The following is an 18454-nucleotide window of genomic DNA, read 5'->3' as shown; positions in this document are numbered from 1 at the left end:
AAATTCAGAACCTACAGATGAAATATTACATCATTGCCGGTGAAGCTTCTGGAGACCTACACGGCTCCAATCTTATCAAGGCCCTTAAAAAAAAGGACCCTGCCGCGGATATCCGATGCTGGGGTGGTGATCTAATGCAAAAAGCTGGCGGAGTCCTTGTAAAACATTACAAAGCAATGGCCTTTATGGGGTTCCTCGAAGTCTTGGGAAATATCAATACCATTTTCAAAAACATAAAGTTTTGCAAGGAAGACATCTTAAAATTTAAGCCCGATGAACTCATTTTTATAGACTATTCAGGATTCAATCTCAGGATTGCCAAATGGGCCAAAGAAAATAACATAAAAACAAATTACTATATAGCCCCTCAAATATGGGCCTCGAGAGAAGGAAGAATTGAAAAAATTAAAAGGGATATAGATGCCATGTATGTCATCTTACCCTTTGAAAAGGAGTTCTACGAAAAAAAACACAACCTTCCAGTGAATTTTGTGGGCCACCCCCTGATCGATGCCATTGGGGACAGAAAAAAACCCGATGAAGATAACTTTAGGAAAGTCAATCAACTGGACCCCGCCAAACCCATTATAGCCTTATTACCAGGAAGTAGAAAACAAGAGGTTCAGAAAATGCTATCTGTAATGTTATCTGTTACCAAGTCCTTTCCGGAATATCAATTTGTGATCGCTGGTGCGCCAAGTTTGGAAAGGGAGTTTTATGAACCTTTTTTAAAAGGCCCACAGGTGGGATTTGTGAATAACAGAACCTATGACCTGTTGAGCCTGGCCCACGCTGCCCTGGTGACCAGTGGCACTGCAACCTTGGAAACAGCCTTGTTCAAAGTACCTCAGGTGGTTTGCTACAAAGCTAATTGGATCTCCTATCAGATTGCCAAAAGGATCATCACCTTGGAATACATTTCCCTAGTGAATTTAATTATGAAGAAGGAGGTAGTAAGGGAATTGATACAGGACGATTTGAATACTAAAAATTTGACATCGGAATTGTTAAAAATATTGGACGGTAAGCAGCGAAAAATGATCTTTGACGCCTACGAGGACCTCGAAAAAAAATTGGGCGGAATAGGGGCTAGCGAGAATACGGCTACGCTTATTGTAGAAAATGCTTAAATTTGATAGGTAACCGGTAGAAAGTTAAAAACCAATACCCAACAGAATGATACGTAAAGTCTCCTTTATAGCCTTCCTTTTTTTAATGGCCAGTTGTGGCTCTTCTAAATCAACAACTGTAACCCATGTTGAGCGAAAGGTCAGTGTTCCAAGAAATTCTGTCAGTGTACCCAACAATAGGGAGGAAATCTCAATAAGCAACAGCACTGAAATGGCTGATGCAAGATCAGAGGCTTCCTTTAATTTCGCAGATAGGATTATTAATACAGCCTTAGAATATTCTGGAGTTCGTTATAAATATGGAGGCACCTCTAAAGACGGGCTAGACTGCTCTGGTTTGATGATGATCTCCTTTGGGGAGCATGACTACAACTTGCCAAGATCGTCCTCTCAGATGGCCGAGGAGGGCAAAAAAGTGAAGTTAAACGAAGTAGCAAAAGGAGACCTGTTATTTTTCTGCACCGGTAGGCGTAATAGAAAAATAAACCATGTGGGGTTGGTAGTCACTACAGAAGGGGATGAAATTAAATTTATTCATTCTTCCACCTCTAGGGGTGTTATTGTTTCTTCCTTAAGGGAAGGCTATTGGAACAGCGCTTTTGTAAAAGCAACCCGTGTTCTTTAGGCAAAACTCGGTAAAACTTTCTCTGTTCCTGATTTTCGGGATACTTCTAGGGTACTTTTTGGATACCTCACCAGGCATTCCATTATGGTGCACTATCATTTCCTTTATCCTTCTTGCCATAATTTATTATAGGACTGGCAAATCCCATTCCGTCTCATTTGGAATCCTAGCAGCATGCACCACCCTTTGTATAGGTTTTTTGGCCGTAAACCTTGCCCAGCCCAAAAATCACGCAGATCATTATTCCAGAAGCACAGATTCTGGTCTCCACTTATACCATTTACAAATTCAAGAAGTACTAAAATCAAACACCTTCTCCGATAACTATATCGCTTCGGTACTAGAAGTTGACCACAGGCAAAGTGACGGAATGATCCTCTTATCCTCAAAACCAGACTCATTAGGGCAAAGATTAAAACCAGACCAACAAATAGTCTTTTATGGATCGTATGGTGAAATAAACAAACCCCTAAACCCACATCAGTTTAGCTACAAGAGCTATCTGAATACCTTGGGGATTTACCATCGCATACAATTGGAGCCCCATCTTTTTGAAATAAGGGATCAGTCGCTTTCCACGCCTTATGGCTGGACATTCAAGATTCGGGAAAATATCATCGCACAATTGAAAAAAGCACAAATAGGCCAAGAGGAATTAAGTATAATCCAAGCTCTTTTGTTGGGACAACGTACCGATATTTCTGAAGACACCTATACTAATTATGTCAACGCAGGTGCCATCCACATCTTGGCCGTATCTGGACTGCACATTGGGATACTATTACTGATCCTTCAATATGTTTTGGCACCCTTAAAGCAATTAAAGCACGGACAAACCATACAATTGTTAGTTATCCTTGCCATTCTTTGGAGCTACGCCTTTCTTGCTGGTCTCTCCGCTTCTATTGTCAGGGCAGTAAGCATGTTCTCTTTTTTGGCGTATGCGATGTTTCTTAATAGGCCCACCAACTCCTTTAACATCTTGGCATTGTCTTTATTTTTTATCCTTCTGATAGAGCCCATGTTTCTCTTTCAAGTGGGATTCCAGATGAGCTACTCAGCAGTTTTTGCCATTCTTTGGATCTATCCTCTGTTACAGAAGTTATGGTCGCCCAACAATCTGATCCTAAAAAAGACTTGGCAATTGACCAGTGTTAGCATTGCAGCTCAATTAGGCGTTCTTCCCATTGCCCTGTTTTATTTTCATCAGTTTCCAGGGCTGTTCTTTATTTCAAATTTGGCCATAATACCCTTTTTAGGCATCATCCTAGGTCTGGGAATCCTAGTGATTATATTGGCCGTGACCCATACCTTGCCTTCTTTTATTGCCGCCCTATATAATGAAATGATTTCCTTCATGAACTTAATTGTCGGATGGGTAGGGAAGCAGGAAAGCTTTATTTTTAGAAACATTTCTTTTGACCTAGCACAAGTGATATTGGGTTATGCCCTCTTGGCAAGTGTATTGGTCTTTTTTTCAAAACGCTCCCCTAAAAGATTATTCATCAGCATGGCACTTGTGATGTGTTTTCAATCGTATCTAATCTATGCCAAATATACTGGGCAGCACAAGGAAGAAATCATAATACTGCACCAAACAAGAAATTCGGTTCTTTTTCATCGCATAGGGAACAACTTATCTATAAGCACCACCAATAATATAAAAGCAGAGTCACTACAGGAAGATTATAACACTGCCGAACGCATAGAAACTGTGAACCATGTTCCTTTAAAAAATGCATATAACATACAAGATCAGCAATTATATATTTTAGATAGTACGGGAATGTACCCTCCAAAGGGGTACCAACCAGATTTGATTTTGGTAACGCAATCCCCTAAACTAAATTTAATTCGATTTATAGATTCCATAAAGCCAAAACAAATTATCGCAGACGGTAGTAATTACAGAAGTGATGTATTGCGGTGGCAGCGGACATGTGAACAAAAAAAAGTCCCTTTTCACTATACTGGTGAAAAGGGAGCTTTTTATTTTATTGTAAACGACTAGTACTAATGCACGTTACCCATTAATTTTTTGATCAAAGGAGAAGCTATAAGAATTAGTAATCCAGCACCTATCGCATATTCTGCAATAAGCTGGAAACCATCTGTATACACAGAAAGGGTTTCAAACCCACCCACGTTTTTATCAGTACTTTCTATCGCCAATTTTTTACCAATAAAGCCTACCACTTGAAAAGCAAAGGCAGAAGATAAAAACCAAACCCCCATCATAAATGCCACTATTCTTTTAGGCGAGAGATCGGTGATTTTGGACAGTCCAACCGGAGACATAAACAGTTCCCCGACAGATATTAAAAAGTACATCAACAATAAATAGGCAAATGGCACCAAACCATTGGCATTGGCACTCGCACCACTTATTGCCAAGATATAGAAACTGACCCCTGCAAACAAAAGCCCCAGTCCAAATTTATAAGGTGTCCTTGGATTCAGGTTTCTTTTATTTAGAAAGGTCCACATCAAAGAAATAGGAATCGCCAAGATGATAATGAACATTGAATTTAATGAATTGGTCTGGGCTGCTGACATAAAGTCCAACTCCACATTTCTTGCAGCGAACAAGGTGATCACACTTCCAGATAGCTCATGGAAACCCCAGAATATGGTCATAAAAAAGGTGATCAGAACAGCCACGAACAGCTTTTTACGTTCGTCCAAAGTAGCCTGGTACATGATATAGCCCAGATAAGCCAAAATTGTTACTCCAATACCCTTGAAAATTACGTTGACTATATTCTGATCATCAAAAAAGGTGCCTTCAGCCCCTAAGGATTTATAAGCAGACAAAAGATAGGCGATCAATGGCGCAGAAAGAACTGCCAAAACAGGAACGAGAATCCCTTGTTTTATTCCCAATACCTTCTTTTGCATTACCTCTTGGTTGGGGGGCATACCCTTATCCCCAAAAACATTCTTACGTATACCGCTCCAAAAGAAGATCAGTCCGGTCAGCATCCCTATTCCTGCCAAGCCAAAACCATAGTGCCAGCCATAGCTGTACGCCAACCAACCACACAATAATGGGGCGACCCATCCTCCGATATTGATACCCATATAAAATATGGTGAAACCAGAATCCTTTCGCACATCCCCTTCTTCATACAAGGCACCTACGAACGTTGATATGTTTGGTTTAAAAAACCCATTTCCCACAATGATTAGGGAAAGAGCCAAGTAAAAAGCAATATCGTTTTCAATCGCCAATACGAAATGACCTACGGACATTAATATCCCTCCCAGAAAAATAGAGTTCCGCATTCCTAAAATTTGATCGGAAATACGCCCTCCGATCACTGTTGAGGCGTATACAAGGGATCCATAAGAAGCATAAACGGCCGCCGTAGCAAAATCCCGTTCGGCCAGGGCCTCAAAAATAACCTCTACCATGTAGAGGGTCAATAGGGCACGCATACCATAGAAGCTAAAACGCTCCCATAGTTCAGCGAAGAAGAGATAAAACAATCCCTTGGGATGTCCAAAAAGTTCTTGCTGTTCGCTTGGTTTGATGGTATTTGACATATAAGTTGTTTTGGTTAAAGGTTCTCTTTAATAAAGTTGGTCATTTTAGTAAACAGGTGCAGTCTGGTGTTGCCCCCATATATTCCGTGATTTTTATCGGGATAGATGGCCCAATCAAACTGTTTGTTTGCTTGTACCAAGGCTTCAATCATACGCATGGAATTTTGTACATGAACATTATCATCACCCGATCCGTGTACCAATAAGTATTTGCCCTTTAGTAATTCCGGGTAATTAAATGGTGAATTATCATCATACCCACTAGGGTTTTCCGCTGGGGTCTTCATAAACCGCTCCGTGTAAATAGTGTCGTAGAAACTCCAAGAGGTCACCGGAGCAACCGCAATTGCCATTTCAAACACCTCATTTCCCTTAAGCAAGCAATTAGTGGACATAAAGCCACCATAGCTCCACCCCCATATACCAGTACGATTTTCATCAATATATGAAAGATCACTCAAGGCTGTAGCTGCGGCAATTTGGTCTTCAACCTCGTATTTTCCTAATTCCAATTGGGTAACTTTCTTAAAATCCCTGCCTTTCAATCCTGTACCCCTACCATCAACACAAGCAATGATATATCCTTCGGCAGCTAACATCTGGTACCAATAATCATTGGAGGACATCCATCTATTGGCGACGGACTGTGAGCCTGGACCACTGTATTGGAACATTAACAATGGATATTGCTTTGTAGCATCGAAATCCTGTGGTTTGATCATCCACATATTGAGGTCGTTGCCGTTGATCGCAAGTGTAGAAAATTCTTTTGGACTTATGGCATATGCCTCCAATTTCTCTAGAAGGGCCTGGTTATCTTTAATTTTCTTTAGTTCCTTTCCAGTTTGGGCCTTATGCAAGGTATACACCGGTGGTGTAGTTGCACTGGAAAATGTATTTATGAAATAGGTGAAATCGGCACTAAAAGAGGCATAGTTCTGTCCTATTTTTTCGGTCAGCCTTTTTTTGCTTTTCCCACTGCGGCCAATACTGTAAACATCCCTATTGATAGATCCGTTTTCTGTAGACTGGTAATAGATCTTATCCGTTTTCTTGTCATAACCATAATAACTGGTTACTTCCCATGGACCTTTTGTAACCTGGTTCTTCAACTTTCCTTTGGAATCATATAGGTACAAATGGTTGTAACCATCCTTTTCACTACTCCAGATAAAACTGTCATCAGCCAAGAAAGTAAGGTTATCTGTAATATCAACATAGGCCTTGTCACTCTCCTCTAAAAGAAGCGACACCTTATTATTAACCGCATTGACAGACATAAATTTTAAAAGATCCTGATGGCGGTTCAATATTTGAACGCTGAGATTATTTGCATTGTTCATCCATTTTATCCGTGGAATGTAATAGGCATCTCCAAGGTCAACCATAGAGACCTTGCCATTAGCAACATCGTATAGGTGCAAAGAAACAACAGCATTATTCTCTCCGGCCTTCGGGTATTTAAACTCGTGTCTGCTTGGATATAATTCAGACCCGTACAAATCCATTGAAAATTCTGGTACTTCTGATTCATCAAAGCGAATGAATGCAATTTTGGTTCCTACGGAATTCCATTCAAAGGCACGAACAAATCCAAATTCCTCTTCATATACCCAGTCGGTTACCCCATTGATGATCTTGTTTTTAACTCCGTCCATAGTGACTTGGACCGTAGTTTCATCTGCTAAATTGAACACAAATAAATTGTTGTCCTGCACATAGGCCACTTTAGCACCATCTGGGGATAATGTTGGTTCCTGGATTTTTGAGTCAGCTATTTTGATGACCTCTTTGGAAGCAACGTCGTACAAATAAAAAACACCTAATGTAGAACGTCTAAAAATGGGCTCTATCTCTGTTGCCAATAAAATTTTACTTTCATCCTGACTAAATTCATAGGAAGTAAAATATGGAATTTCCTTGCTATCAGCAGATGAAACAATAGTCTCCAACTTCTCCAGGGTAGAATAAGCATATTTGTCGATCATGGAAGATTTCGTATCCCGATCGCTGTTTAGAACGGTATATTCGGTTCCGCTATTCATAGATCTCAGGACATCCATGCCCTCTGTCCTGAATTCACCATTCCAAATTTCCTCTAAAGGAATTTGCTTGTCCTGGGCCGTTCCGGCCACTATAAAACCTAAAATAAATAAGAGTGAAAAGTGTAGTTTTTTCATTAATTTTCAAAAATTGTTTAAAACGTCCAAGTTTACTAATAATTTCACAAAAAAATAAACTTTGTTCCTAAATAATCACAACTTTAGGATAGTATGGCCACTAAGGCATCTGGCCCCTCCAATTATTGTGTTTATCACTATCTTTGGCGTACAGATTAAATAAATGAAGATGGCCCCTATAGAAGGATTCTCAAAGCTTACCAAAGAAGAAAAAATTGATTGGATTTCTACTAAATACACAGATAACTCCAAGGAAACCAAGGCGACAATCAAACGGTATTGGAATTCGGACGAAGAACTCCAAAAGCTACATGATGAGTTCATAGAAAACACCATCACCAACTTTTACCTTCCCCTGGGTATAGCACCCAACTTTTTAATAAATGACAAACTGTTCGCCATACCTATGGCCATTGAGGAGAGCTCTGTGGTGGCCGCTGCAAGTAAAGCTGCTAAATTCTGGCTCCATCGCGGTGGATTTAAGACCGAGGTATTGGGTACAGAAAAAATTGGACAGGTACATTTTATGTACAAAGGGGACAGCCAAAAATTAGAGACATTCTTTAAGGGCATAAAATCCAAGTTATTGGAGGAAACGATTCCAATAACCAAAAATATGACCAAAAGGGGTGGCGGCATCACTGACATCCTTTTACGAAATAAGAGCAAAGAACTTAAGGACTACTATCAACTCCATTGCACCTTTGAAACACTGGATGCCATGGGTGCCAATTTCATCAATTCCTGTTTGGAACAATTGGCACTCACACTTAAAAAAGAAGCGTTGAAATATTCGGGGTTTTCCGAAGAAGAGAAGGATATTGAAATTGTAATGAGCATCCTTTCCAATTATGTACCCAATTGCTTGGTAAGAGCTGAGGTCAGCTGTCCCGTTAATGACCTGAAAGAGGGAAATGAAGTCTCAGCCCTTGAATTTGCAGAAAAAATGGTGCGTGCCGTTGACATAGCAAAAGTAGAACCCTATAGAGCGGTTACCCACAATAAGGGTATCATGAACGGCATCGACGCAGTGGTCCTGGCAACCGGAAACGACTTCCGGGCCGTGGAAGCCGGAATCCACGCCTACGCGTCCAAAGACGGACAATATACTAGTTTGACCCATGCCACCATAGAAGATGGGATCTTTAGATTCTGGATAGAAGTACCTTTGGCCCTGGGGACCGTAGGCGGATTGACGAGCTTACATCCTTTGGCAAAAATGGCCTTGGATATCTTGGATAGACCCTCAGCAAAGGAATTAATGCAGTTGGTTGCAGTTGCTGGTTTGGCACAGAATTTTGCAGCAGTAAGATCCTTGGTCACCACAGGGATACAACAAGGGCATATGAAAATGCATTTGATGAATATCTTGAACCAGATGCAGGCAACGGAGGCAGAAAAAAACACTTTGGTACATCACTTTAAAAAAAATACGGTTACACACAATGCTGTTGTAGAGGCAATGCAGGTATTACGAAAAGGGCAATGAAAGAACACTACTACAGCAACGGTAAACTTTTGATAACAGGTGAATACGCCGTCTTGGATGGTGCCCTAAGCCTGGCCTTGCCTACAAAGTATGGGCAATCCCTAAATATTTCCTCAATAGAAGGTGAAAACATCGTGTGGAAGAGTTACACCCACACAGAAGAAATATGGTTCGAAACCACTCTTGAACTAGCCGATATCAGACATCAAATACCTGTTTCAAAGACCGGCAATACTACAACAGAAGCTTCGGTTAGGAATACCCTACTACGTATCTTGAATGCTGCCTATCAATTAAATTCCAATTTCCTAAAGAACACTAAAGGACTACTGGTAGAGACCCATTTAAATTTTCCAAGGGATTGGGGTTTGGGATCCTCCTCTACCCTAATCAATAACATAGCCCAGTGGGCTCAAGTGGATGCCTTTAAATTGCTTTGGGACTCATTTTCTGGTAGTGGGTATGATATCGCATGCGCACAACATAGAACATCTATCCTATACCATTTAAAAAAGGATATACCAGTAGTAGAGGCAGTAAGCTTTGATCCTCCTTTTAAAAATCAACTGTACTTTATATATCTTAATGAGAAACAAAATAGCCGTGAGGGCATTGCCCAATATCGACAAAAGGAGTTTGATCTTCTCAATTTGATCTCCGCAGTCAATCAGATCACCAAAAGTATTCTAAAGTGTCAGGATATACAGGAATTCAATTCTCTGATTGACGAACACGAGCGATTATTAGCCGATAATTTGCAAATGGAAACCGTTAAAGAAAAGCTGTTTCCCGATTTTCCGGGAAGTATCAAAAGTTTAGGGGCCTGGGGAGGTGATTTTATTTTGGCCACAGGCACAAAAGAAACCATATCCTACTTCAATAAAAAGGGCTTCAAAACTGTTATTCCCTATTCTGAAATGATTCTATAACATAAAAAAGCCTCCCATTGGGAGGCTTTTTTATTATGAATTAACTTCTAACTCGATTAGTAGAAGATAGATCTTTTATCTTCAATCTCTGCTGCCTCTTTTAAAGCTGCAAATACTGCCGAACTTACCTTAGATTCATTAGCGGCCTTAACATTATTGGCATATGTACTGTAATTGTCCAATTTAGGAGCTGCCTCCTTATTTGTAACCTTTACCATAAACACACCTGTTTCACCCTTAATTAATCCAGAAGTAATCCCCTTGTCCATTGCAAATGCTTTGCCGACAACCAATGGTTCTCTTCCAGCACCTGGAATTGTAGGTGACTGCATGGTTAGGGCCGATGCAGTTGCCATGCTCACATTGTTGTCCTTGGCCAAAGCGTCCATTGATTTTCCTTTATTGGCTTCCATAATACGTTCTGCTTTTTTGTCCTTTCTAATTTTAGGAAGCACAATCACTGATGCATCTTCAGGAGACATAACACCTTCTTTATAAGTTGCTGTCAATTGAACCACTGCATAGCCATTATTGATGTTGAAACGTTTGATATCACCAACCTTGGTATCCTCGTTAAAGGCCCACTGAACAACAGGTCTTTGAGCAGACAGTCCAGGAAGGTTCTCATCCATCGCCTTTATTTTATTTACAGGTCTTACCATATAATCTTTGGATTTTGCCAACGCAGCAAAATTTTCTTTTGAATCTGCAGTTTCCATCTCAAATTTAGTGGCATCTGTAAACAATTTATTTGTAGTTTCCTCTGAAGGCTCTATTTCCCTGGCTAGAGTTGCTATCTTATAAATATCTTGTTTATCATCTACTTTTACAATGTGAAATCCAAATTCTGTTTCCACAAGGCCGATATAACCTACCGGGTTATTAAAAGCAACATCATTGAATTTTTCTGTCATTACACCTTCTTGGAAATACCCAAGGTCTCCTCCACGTGGAGCAGAAGGTCCGTCTGATTTGTCCCTCGCCAATTCAGCAAAAACAACCCCAGTCTTTTTAGCTTCTGCTAAAAGTTCTTTTGCTTCTTTTTCCGCTTCTTCCTTGGTTCTTTGAACTTCTGGATTAGCTCTTTCAGCGCCTGCAAAAGAAATTAGGATGTGACTCGCTTTCACAGAACCTTTCGATTTTTTGTCGACCATTTTAGAAAACTTGAAGAAATTTCCATCTCTGTATGGGCCATAAATGCCACCGATAGGCAAATTGATCAAAGAATCCGCAAATTTTGCTGGCAGATCATTTTTAGCCTTGTAGATGGTATCATACTTCAAGTCTGAATTCCTATCCAAGAAAGCTGCCAAATCAGTACTCTTTCTAAAACCAACTAGAGTATCGTTCGCGTCCTTAGAAGCGTTATACTCTACAGTATCGTCCAATAATTTAACTATTTCTTCCTTAACGGCATTTTCATCTTCCAAAGATGCTTTCTCTTCAAAATAAACAAAACGGATATCTCTAGCCTCTTCTTGTTTAAAATCTTTCTTATGGGCAGAAATATAATTTTCAATCTCTTTTTTGCTTACCTGAACAGCACTATCGGAAATCGAAGTATAAGGTACGCGTACGTAACTTAGATCTACCTTATCATTTGCCAATTTATATTCGAACTCTCCCTCTTTTAGGGTAGCTCCAACACCTGCTCTTATCAAATTGAAATAGGTCTGCTCTTTGGCCATTTGTATAATAGCCTTTTCCTCTTGCAACCAGATCTCATATTGAGCTGGATTATTCGTTTTAAGATCCGCAATAAACCCACGGAATTTATTGGCGTCGAATACCCCACTTTCATTTAAGAACTGAGGACTTTGACTATACGCAGGATTACTGCTGATATAATTTACAATCTGATCTTGTTCAATATCGATACCAAGCTCTTCAAATTGCTGACCCAATACCATATTACGAACTTCTTGTTCCCAAACAGTATTCACCATTTGCATGGAAGATGCTTGTGGGCCATATCTTCTTGAGGCCGCTTCTACTTTTTGCCTAAACTCATCTATAGAGATTTCTTCACCATTAATTTCTGCCACAGAAGAACCAACCTTCCCATCAGAAAAGCCATCACTACTGAATACACCTGAAATCACAAATGCAAACAAAGCCAACCCTATGATCAAAATCAATACGGTGGTTCGTTTCCTAATATTCTCTAATACTGCCATTATGTAAACTATTTTAAATCAGTTGGCGAAATTACCATTTTCTTTCTTGTATTAAAATTTTTATTTTATAAATAGCAAAGAAAATATGGGATAACTGATGGATTCTAAATCTATTGTGGTTCCATTACAAGGAATAAGCAAAAATAATAGGAGGACACTACCTCATAAATGAAGATTTACGGCCCCTTTTTTATTGTAGGGATACCAGTAAATTAATTGGGAATTATAAAGGTATCCTAATCGTTATTCGAAATTTGAAGACTGACCAGGTCGATCTTTGTATTGGATGCCTCCAACACCGTAAACGTAAAATTACCGATTACAATTTGAGAATCTTGCTCTGGAATTTCACCTGTCTCATTGACAATAAGTCCACCTAGGGTTTCATATTCGTCACTCTCCGGTAGGTTGAGCTTATAATTTTCGTTGATATAATCCACCTCTAGCCGAGCGGAAAACTTATAATTATAATCGTCAATTTTTTCTTCAAGCAGGTCTGTGGAATCGTGCTCATCCTCAATCTCGCCAAAAAGCTCTTCTACAATATCCTCCACAGTCATGATACCAGAGGTCCCTCCGTATTCATCCAAAACTACAGCAATACTCTTTCGTTTTTTAATAAGGACGTTTAAAATGTCACTGATCATCATGGTCTCAGGGACAAATTCGACTGGCAGTAGTACACTTTTTATCGTCTTTGGCTTTTTAAAAAGCTCATAGGAATGCACATAGCCTATGATATTGTCCACTGTATCCTTATATATAAGAATTTTTGAAAACCCTGTCTCAGTAAAAAGCTTGACTAAATTTTTTGGTTTTTCATGTAACTCTACCGCAGTGATCTCAGTTCGAGGTATCATGACCTCCCTTGCTTTTACAGCAGAAAATTCTAGGGCATTCTGAAAGATCTGGATCTCAGAATCAACATCATCTTCCTCCTCCACGGTTCCCATTTGCTCGGTGATGTAATCCCCCAATTCAATTTTACTAAATGCCAATTGCACCTCATCCCCATCTGTTTTGAAAAAGGCCTTTAGTATAAAATCGGATACCCAAATAACAAACTCGGAAATAACAGAGAAAAGTATATAAAAAAGATAGGCTGGGACTGCCAATAACTTAAGAAGGGTATTGGAATAGATCTGGAAAAGCACCTTGGGCAAAAACTCTGCCGTAAAAAGAATGACCAAAGTAGAAATAATAGTTTGGGCCACTAAACTAAAATCGGTCAACATGATATTGACCAAACCATATGGCGACGGATACAACCCTTGAAACCAATTCATGAGGAGATCCCCCATATAAAAACCATAGACCACCAAGGCGATATTATTGCCTATAAGCATGGAAGCGATAAACTTGGATGGTTTCCGAGTAAGCCTAGTGAGCACTTTGGCAAGAATACCTTCCTGTTTTTTCTCTATTTCTATATGAATCTTATTCGCAGAAATGAATGCTATTTCCATTCCCGAAAAAAAAGCGGACAATAAAAGTGTTGCAACGATTACAATGATAGAGGCTTCCACTATTTCTGATTGTCTTTTTTACGTTGTTCAAATTTCTTTCTATAATTTCTTCGGAAAAAGAACATACCCAAAGATACTACTGCAAAAAAAATAAAAAGGTAGGTCTCTTGAGGAGATACACTCCAAAGAGTTATTATTTTATATATTGAAATGATAGCAACCACTAAATAAAGGTATTCTGTATATCTTAAAACTTTGATCATATTACTCTTCTTTAATACTCATAAAACCATAGGTCCTATGGGCGCTGAAAAAACTAAAATCTTTATTAAAATCCATTCCTTCCCCGTCCATTACAGTACCGTCTTCCGGATTGGTATACTTAAATTTTGCCTGGGTGAAAATCCATTCATTTGCCCTATCCCAATATAGCTGGGGTGTTTCAAGCATTTTACCATCATGGGTCTCGATCACCACATTACCCTGTAAATCTATCAAATTTGTATCAGAATAAATAATCCCATAATCGGCCTTTATGATGCTTTTATTATTTTGGTCATCGTAAAAATCGACCTTCAAGCCATCGGGAAAAGTTCTATGCCTAAATCTGAGGTTATCAAAATCTTCTGTGCTGGGACTGGACAAAACGGCAATAATCTTGGTGGACTCAACACCTTCGCTACCCACATCGTTTTTAGTTTCTGTATAGGTAAGTGTGAAATTTTCGGCTACGCCTTGGGGATATATCAATTCCGCTGCCTCCTTCCCCACTCTTTTATAATTGTCCTTACAGGATAAAAAAAACATTGCCATAGAAAAAACTACGGCAATGCTCTTGAAATTATTTTTAAAAAGATTGTACATCTTATAAGCTAGGCACAGTTACGCTACCTCCAACCCAACAGCTGAAAGAAACAGTTTTACCAGCCATTCCAGAGTTGAATATATCTTCTTTTGAAGGAGCTTTGGACGCATAACTAGTTGCAGCCTGTGCAGATCTACCACTTAATGCAGGATCTACTCTACCGGCTTGTCTTGCAACATCGGCAGCTTTCCAATAAATTGCTCTTTTTTCAAAAGTGGTAGTACCACAATCATTGGCACTACTAGCATATAGACTTGCGATCAACAAATAAGCCTTACCATTGGAAGGGTTGGCATCCAACGCCTTTTGGGCATAACTCCTTGCTGAGGATTTGCTAGACCTTACATAGGTAGTTGCAATTTTATAAGCAATGTCTGAACGTTTTTTTGCATTGGTTTCCAATTCTAGTGCTTTGTTGTAATCTGATACAGCTCCTTTAGAATCACCTGCCTTCAACTTTAAAGTTGCCCCGTACATGTAAGCCTCTGCTGATGGATCCAAAGCCAATTGAGCTTCGAATAATTTTTTAAACAAAGGATCATCTGTACATTCTTTGGAGAACATTCTACCAACGGCACCTTTTACCCAGTTTACATCGGTCTTTTTAGCTTCAAAATTCTTCTCATATAATGGAATCAAGTTTTCGCAATTTGCCAAGGCACCTAGTTTACCATCGATACTTTCAGATATTTTACCATATGTTTCAGAATAGCTGTTGGCCGACTTCAACTGGCTTTTTTCCTTAGAAGTCAACGTATTTGCATCCTCTTTTGGAAGTAATTTTTGAATTATGGTCGTATACTTATCGTTCTCTACATCTATTTTGGCCATTACAGCATCATACGTGGAGAATACCAAATCTAGATCCTTGCTTCCTTCAGCATTCAAATCCACTAGACTTGAGAAATAAAGGTACAAAGCCTTTGGATTTGTAAAGTTATCTTGATCTTCAGTAAAAGCTTTATGCAATTGCTCGTAGATCTCACTGTTTGAGGCTAATTTATTATCGTATTTTAAGATGATCTTATCGATAATGGTCTCGGCCTTATTTGTTTTTTGAGGAAAATATTTTAGCCTATCATCATATAATTTCTCCATTTGGTTAATGGCCGTTGTCTTTTCTGCTCCAGTAGCTTTTTCCACTCTATCGGCAAGAATACGTTCACCATATGGGAAGTTGGCCCAGTTTAGATCAGGACAATTGTCATAAACCATTTTCCATGGCGTGTAGGCAGCATCGTAATTTTTTACTTTGGCGTGCTCAACATATATAGAAAGGTTATTGCTGCATTCAGGATTTTGAGCCTGAGCATGAGCATTATATATACTCCCATACCCCAATACTGTGAAGACAGCGATGTAAAGTATCTTTTTCATTTTCTTATGAGTTTAAATGGTTAATGTTCTTATTAATTTATTTTTCTTTTTTGGAACCACCTATCGTTTAACGAAAGCCCTAAATTCATTTTTAGGTAACTCTCTTCAACTAGATCGGCATCGGTTGTTCCCCTTCTTCCCAACTCGAAACCGATGTTGAGATTTGAGAAACTTCCTCCCAATGGTAATCCAACTCCAAAAGTTATGCCAAAGTTATTTATCTCCTTATCATTGATCACCAAACCTGATTTCGTAAGCTTGGCTCCCGCCCTATAAGTTACTCTTTTAAAGTAACTTGTGAAAGAAGAATAATCAGGTACATAAAATCCACCAAAACCAAAAGTACTGGCATCGTTATAATCTACATTGTTTCTATTCAAAAATTCATTTTCAAAAGAAGACAACCCCTGCAAACTATATTCTGCTCCAACAAACCATTTCTTATCCTCTCCAATTCCGAGCCCCAAAGTAGTGGTTGTGGGTACCTTAATTTCGGTACTCTTTAAGCCCTGTGCTTGCAAATTTACATTAATTACCTCAACATCAGCCCCTGTTGACAAGGAAAATGATCCAATAGTACGTGTATTTTCTGAAACTAAATTCATTTGGGTATTAACACTTACTGATGTAAATAGCCTATATTTTTCAGAAATTTTGGGCGTATAATTGGCTGCATAGTTAAAATCGAATCCGTTTACTCTTGATTCTCTCCTGTCCAAAGTACCAAATTGCACCCCTTCTACGGTCTGGACCCTCTCGTTGTTCAAGGTTCCAAAATTAAAGTTCATTGTGGCACCAATACTGAAATCCTTAAAAACTTCATAACCTAGGGAAGTGTATAATCTGTTCAGACCCCCTTCACCAGAAGCTGAATAGGTTAGGGAAGCACCTTCTGCGTTGACCCCTTGTGTTACAGAGTTGTATCCTACGGAAGAGTATGGCATCAGTCCAAACCCTAGACCAAAGCCTTTCCCCAAGGGCAATCCAATGGCCAAATATTCCAGATTGGACACAGAAGCATTTTCCTGATCGTCAAATGTTTTTAATCTTGATTCTTTTCTGGTAAGTCCGGCAGTATAAGTGGTCAGTGACAATTTACTGTAGGCCGCAGGGTTTCTAAGATTGATATGGATGCTGTCCGCATAAATGGCTACGCCACCCATCGACTGATTTTCAACAGTTCCTGCCGCTTTTAAATCGCCAATACCAAATGAATAAGGGGATACTGTACCGTTTTGGGAATAGATAATACAAGTTGCACAGTAGACAATTGCAATTACAAATTTTTTGATCATTTATCGTTTATTGTATTCGAGCAAATAATTTAACCCCTCTAGGAGAAATTTAGAATGCGCAAATATGGTATTTTTTAATCGTTTTGACAAAAATTGCATATCCCCTCCCGTTAAAATAACTGTTAAATTTATAAATCTGGCATTATATTGCTCAATTACCCCATCTATTTCATTGCAAACCCCGTTCACTACTCCGCTATGGATGCATGATGCGGTAGTATTACCAATAAAATCCAATATATCATCGGTTTCAAGTAGCGGTAATTTGGAGGTTTGTTCATGTAGGGCCTTATACCTCATTGCAATCCCAGGAGATATGGCTCCCCCCAAGTATTCTCCTATATCGTTAATCATGTCATATGTGATACAGGTCCCTGCATCAATGACCAGCGTATTTCCTTTTGGGTTATAATAAAAAGCAGCGGTTGCCAATGCGATCCTATCCACCCCCAAGGTGTGGGGCGAAGCATAAGAATTTTTGAATGGAACCAAACTTTTGGAGCTTAAAATATGGACCTTACTAAAAATAGCGACCATTGCGAGATGCTTTTTCTCCAAAAAACCTACTGAAGAGACGATGGAATGATTAATATCTGGGTATTCCTCAAAAAATTCTTTGATTTTTTTACAGAATCCATCCAACTCCACTTTTTGATCAGATAGCATCCTATCTCCATCAAACACAGCGAGTTTAACAAAAGTATTACCAGCGTCAACTATCAGGTTCATACTACAAAGATCATCATTTGAAAAAAAACTATTTGCTTTTTTTTGATTTTTGTTTGGATATCGCAAAATTGAAATTATATTTGCAACCGCTTAAACGGCATGGTGCCTTAGCTCAGTTGGTAGAGCAATGGACTGAAAATCCATGTGTCCCTGGTTCGATTCCTGGAGGCACCACAAAAAAATCCTTACTTCGGTAGGGATTTTTTGTTTTTAAGAAATATCCTCAATAAAAAATACAGTCCCTGGTTCTCCCGAAACTTCGGGACTGGAGGCACCACAAAAAAATAGGTGCTTCGTTAAGGATTTTTTTTAAGAAACCCATGAGTCACTGGATATACATATTATACAGCAATTCGGCCGACAAATATTATGTTGGGGAAACTTCTGACCCTGGCAATAGGCTGAAACAACACCTAGATCACCACTTCAAAACCAATTACACCAAAATAGCCAATGACTGGCATATAAAGCTGGAAAAAGAAGTGACCTCAAAAGAAGATGCCGTGTATCTGGAGAGATTCGTCAAAAGGATGAAAAGCAGAAGTTTCATTGAAAAATTAATTGACAACCCGACAATCCTCGAGGACATCCTCAACAAAAATTAAAGTCCCTGGTTCTCCCGAAACTTCGGGACTGGAGGCACCAC

Annotated in this window: 14 protein-coding genes and 1 tRNA gene; 7 read left to right on the top strand and 8 right to left on the bottom strand. The window is 39.2% G+C overall.

Annotated elements, in window-relative coordinates:
* Positions 1-17: 17 nt before the first annotated feature.
* The 3 genes from lpxB to ABXZ32_RS13750 are packed head-to-tail and all read left to right on the top strand — an operon-like array spanning position 18 to position 3766.
* Positions 18-1130: a lipid-A-disaccharide synthase gene (gene lpxB, locus ABXZ32_RS13760; RefSeq protein ID WP_354619267.1), complete on the top strand. Its 1113-nt coding sequence runs from the start codon at positions 18-20 to the stop codon at positions 1128-1130.
* Between the two features lie 46 nt (positions 1131-1176).
* Positions 1177-1755, top strand: coding sequence for a C40 family peptidase (locus ABXZ32_RS13755; RefSeq protein WP_354619266.1), 579 nt, complete (start codon positions 1177-1179; stop codon positions 1753-1755).
* Complete coding sequence (locus ABXZ32_RS13750; protein WP_354619265.1) at positions 1745-3766, top strand: ComEC/Rec2 family competence protein; 2022 nt, start codon at positions 1745-1747, stop codon at positions 3764-3766. The genes ABXZ32_RS13755 and ABXZ32_RS13750 overlap by 11 nt, the downstream gene beginning before the upstream one ends.
* 2 nt (positions 3767-3768) lie before the next feature.
* On the opposite strand, the gene ABXZ32_RS13745 is transcribed toward ABXZ32_RS13750, so the two are convergent.
* Both ABXZ32_RS13745 and ABXZ32_RS13740 read right to left on the bottom strand, forming a co-directional pair.
* Entirely contained in the window at positions 3769-5301 is a 1533-nt protein-coding gene (locus ABXZ32_RS13745; RefSeq protein ID WP_354619264.1) for a peptide MFS transporter, read from the bottom strand.
* A 14-nt stretch (positions 5302-5315) separates the two neighbouring features.
* On the bottom strand, positions 5316-7481 hold the full coding sequence (locus ABXZ32_RS13740; RefSeq protein WP_354619263.1) for a S9 family peptidase: 2166 nt from the start codon (positions 7479-7481) through the stop codon (positions 5316-5318).
* 169 nt (positions 7482-7650) lie between these two features.
* On the opposite strand from ABXZ32_RS13740, the gene ABXZ32_RS13735 reads away from it, so the two are divergent.
* Together ABXZ32_RS13735 and ABXZ32_RS13730 are read left to right on the top strand one after the other, a co-directional pair.
* Positions 7651-8970: a hydroxymethylglutaryl-CoA reductase, degradative gene (locus ABXZ32_RS13735; protein WP_408017260.1), complete on the top strand. Its 1320-nt coding sequence runs from the start codon at positions 7651-7653 to the stop codon at positions 8968-8970.
* Complete coding sequence (locus ABXZ32_RS13730; protein ID WP_354619261.1) at positions 8967-9899, top strand: GYDIA family GHMP kinase; 933 nt, start codon at positions 8967-8969, stop codon at positions 9897-9899. The genes ABXZ32_RS13735 and ABXZ32_RS13730 overlap by 4 nt, the downstream gene beginning before the upstream one ends.
* 56 nt (positions 9900-9955) lie before the next feature.
* On the opposite strand, the gene ABXZ32_RS13725 is transcribed toward ABXZ32_RS13730, so the two are convergent.
* The 6 genes from ABXZ32_RS13725 to ABXZ32_RS13700 all read right to left on the bottom strand — a co-directional run bounded on the left by ABXZ32_RS13725 (position 9956) and on the right by ABXZ32_RS13700 (position 17808).
* Positions 9956-12076 (bottom strand): peptidylprolyl isomerase, encoded by a 2121-nt coding sequence (locus ABXZ32_RS13725; RefSeq protein ID WP_354619260.1) that lies wholly within the window; start codon positions 12074-12076, stop codon positions 9956-9958.
* Positions 12077-12312: 236 nt separating this feature from the next.
* Positions 12313-13602 carry a hemolysin family protein gene (locus ABXZ32_RS13720; RefSeq protein WP_354619259.1) on the bottom strand — a complete coding sequence of 430 codons (1290 nt, stop codon included), beginning with the start codon at positions 13600-13602 and terminating at the stop codon, positions 12313-12315.
* Positions 13603-13806: 204 nt separating this feature from the next.
* Entirely contained in the window at positions 13807-14406 is a 600-nt protein-coding gene (gene lptC / locus ABXZ32_RS13715) for an LPS export ABC transporter periplasmic protein LptC (protein ID WP_354619258.1), read from the bottom strand.
* 1 nt (position 14407) lies between these two features.
* On the bottom strand, positions 14408-15784 hold the full coding sequence (locus tag ABXZ32_RS13710; protein ID WP_354619257.1) for a tetratricopeptide repeat protein: 1377 nt from the start codon (positions 15782-15784) through the stop codon (positions 14408-14410).
* 32 nt (positions 15785-15816) lie between these two features.
* Positions 15817-17079, bottom strand: coding sequence for a hypothetical protein (locus ABXZ32_RS13705; RefSeq protein ID WP_354619256.1), 1263 nt, complete (start codon positions 17077-17079; stop codon positions 15817-15819).
* Positions 17080-17808, bottom strand: a complete 729-nt coding sequence (locus ABXZ32_RS13700) for a type III pantothenate kinase (RefSeq protein WP_354619255.1) — start codon at positions 17806-17808, stop codon at positions 17080-17082.
* A gap of 101 nt (positions 17809-17909) precedes the next feature.
* Here ABXZ32_RS13700 and ABXZ32_RS13695 point away from each other — a divergent pair.
* Both ABXZ32_RS13695 and ABXZ32_RS13690 read left to right on the top strand, forming a co-directional pair.
* A tRNA-Phe gene (locus tag ABXZ32_RS13695) sits at positions 17910-17982 on the top strand.
* A gap of 146 nt (positions 17983-18128) precedes the next feature.
* On the top strand, positions 18129-18413 hold the full coding sequence (locus tag ABXZ32_RS13690) for a GIY-YIG nuclease family protein (protein WP_354619254.1): 285 nt from the start codon (positions 18129-18131) through the stop codon (positions 18411-18413).
* Positions 18414-18454 lie beyond the last annotated feature (41 nt).

Origin of the sequence: Sediminicola luteus (assembly GCF_040566555.1) — a bacterium.
Classification (GTDB): domain Bacteria; phylum Bacteroidota; class Bacteroidia; order Flavobacteriales; family Flavobacteriaceae; genus Sediminicola.
The sequence above is the reverse complement of the archived record's forward strand: the minus strand, read 5'-3'. Positions and strand labels throughout refer to the sequence as shown.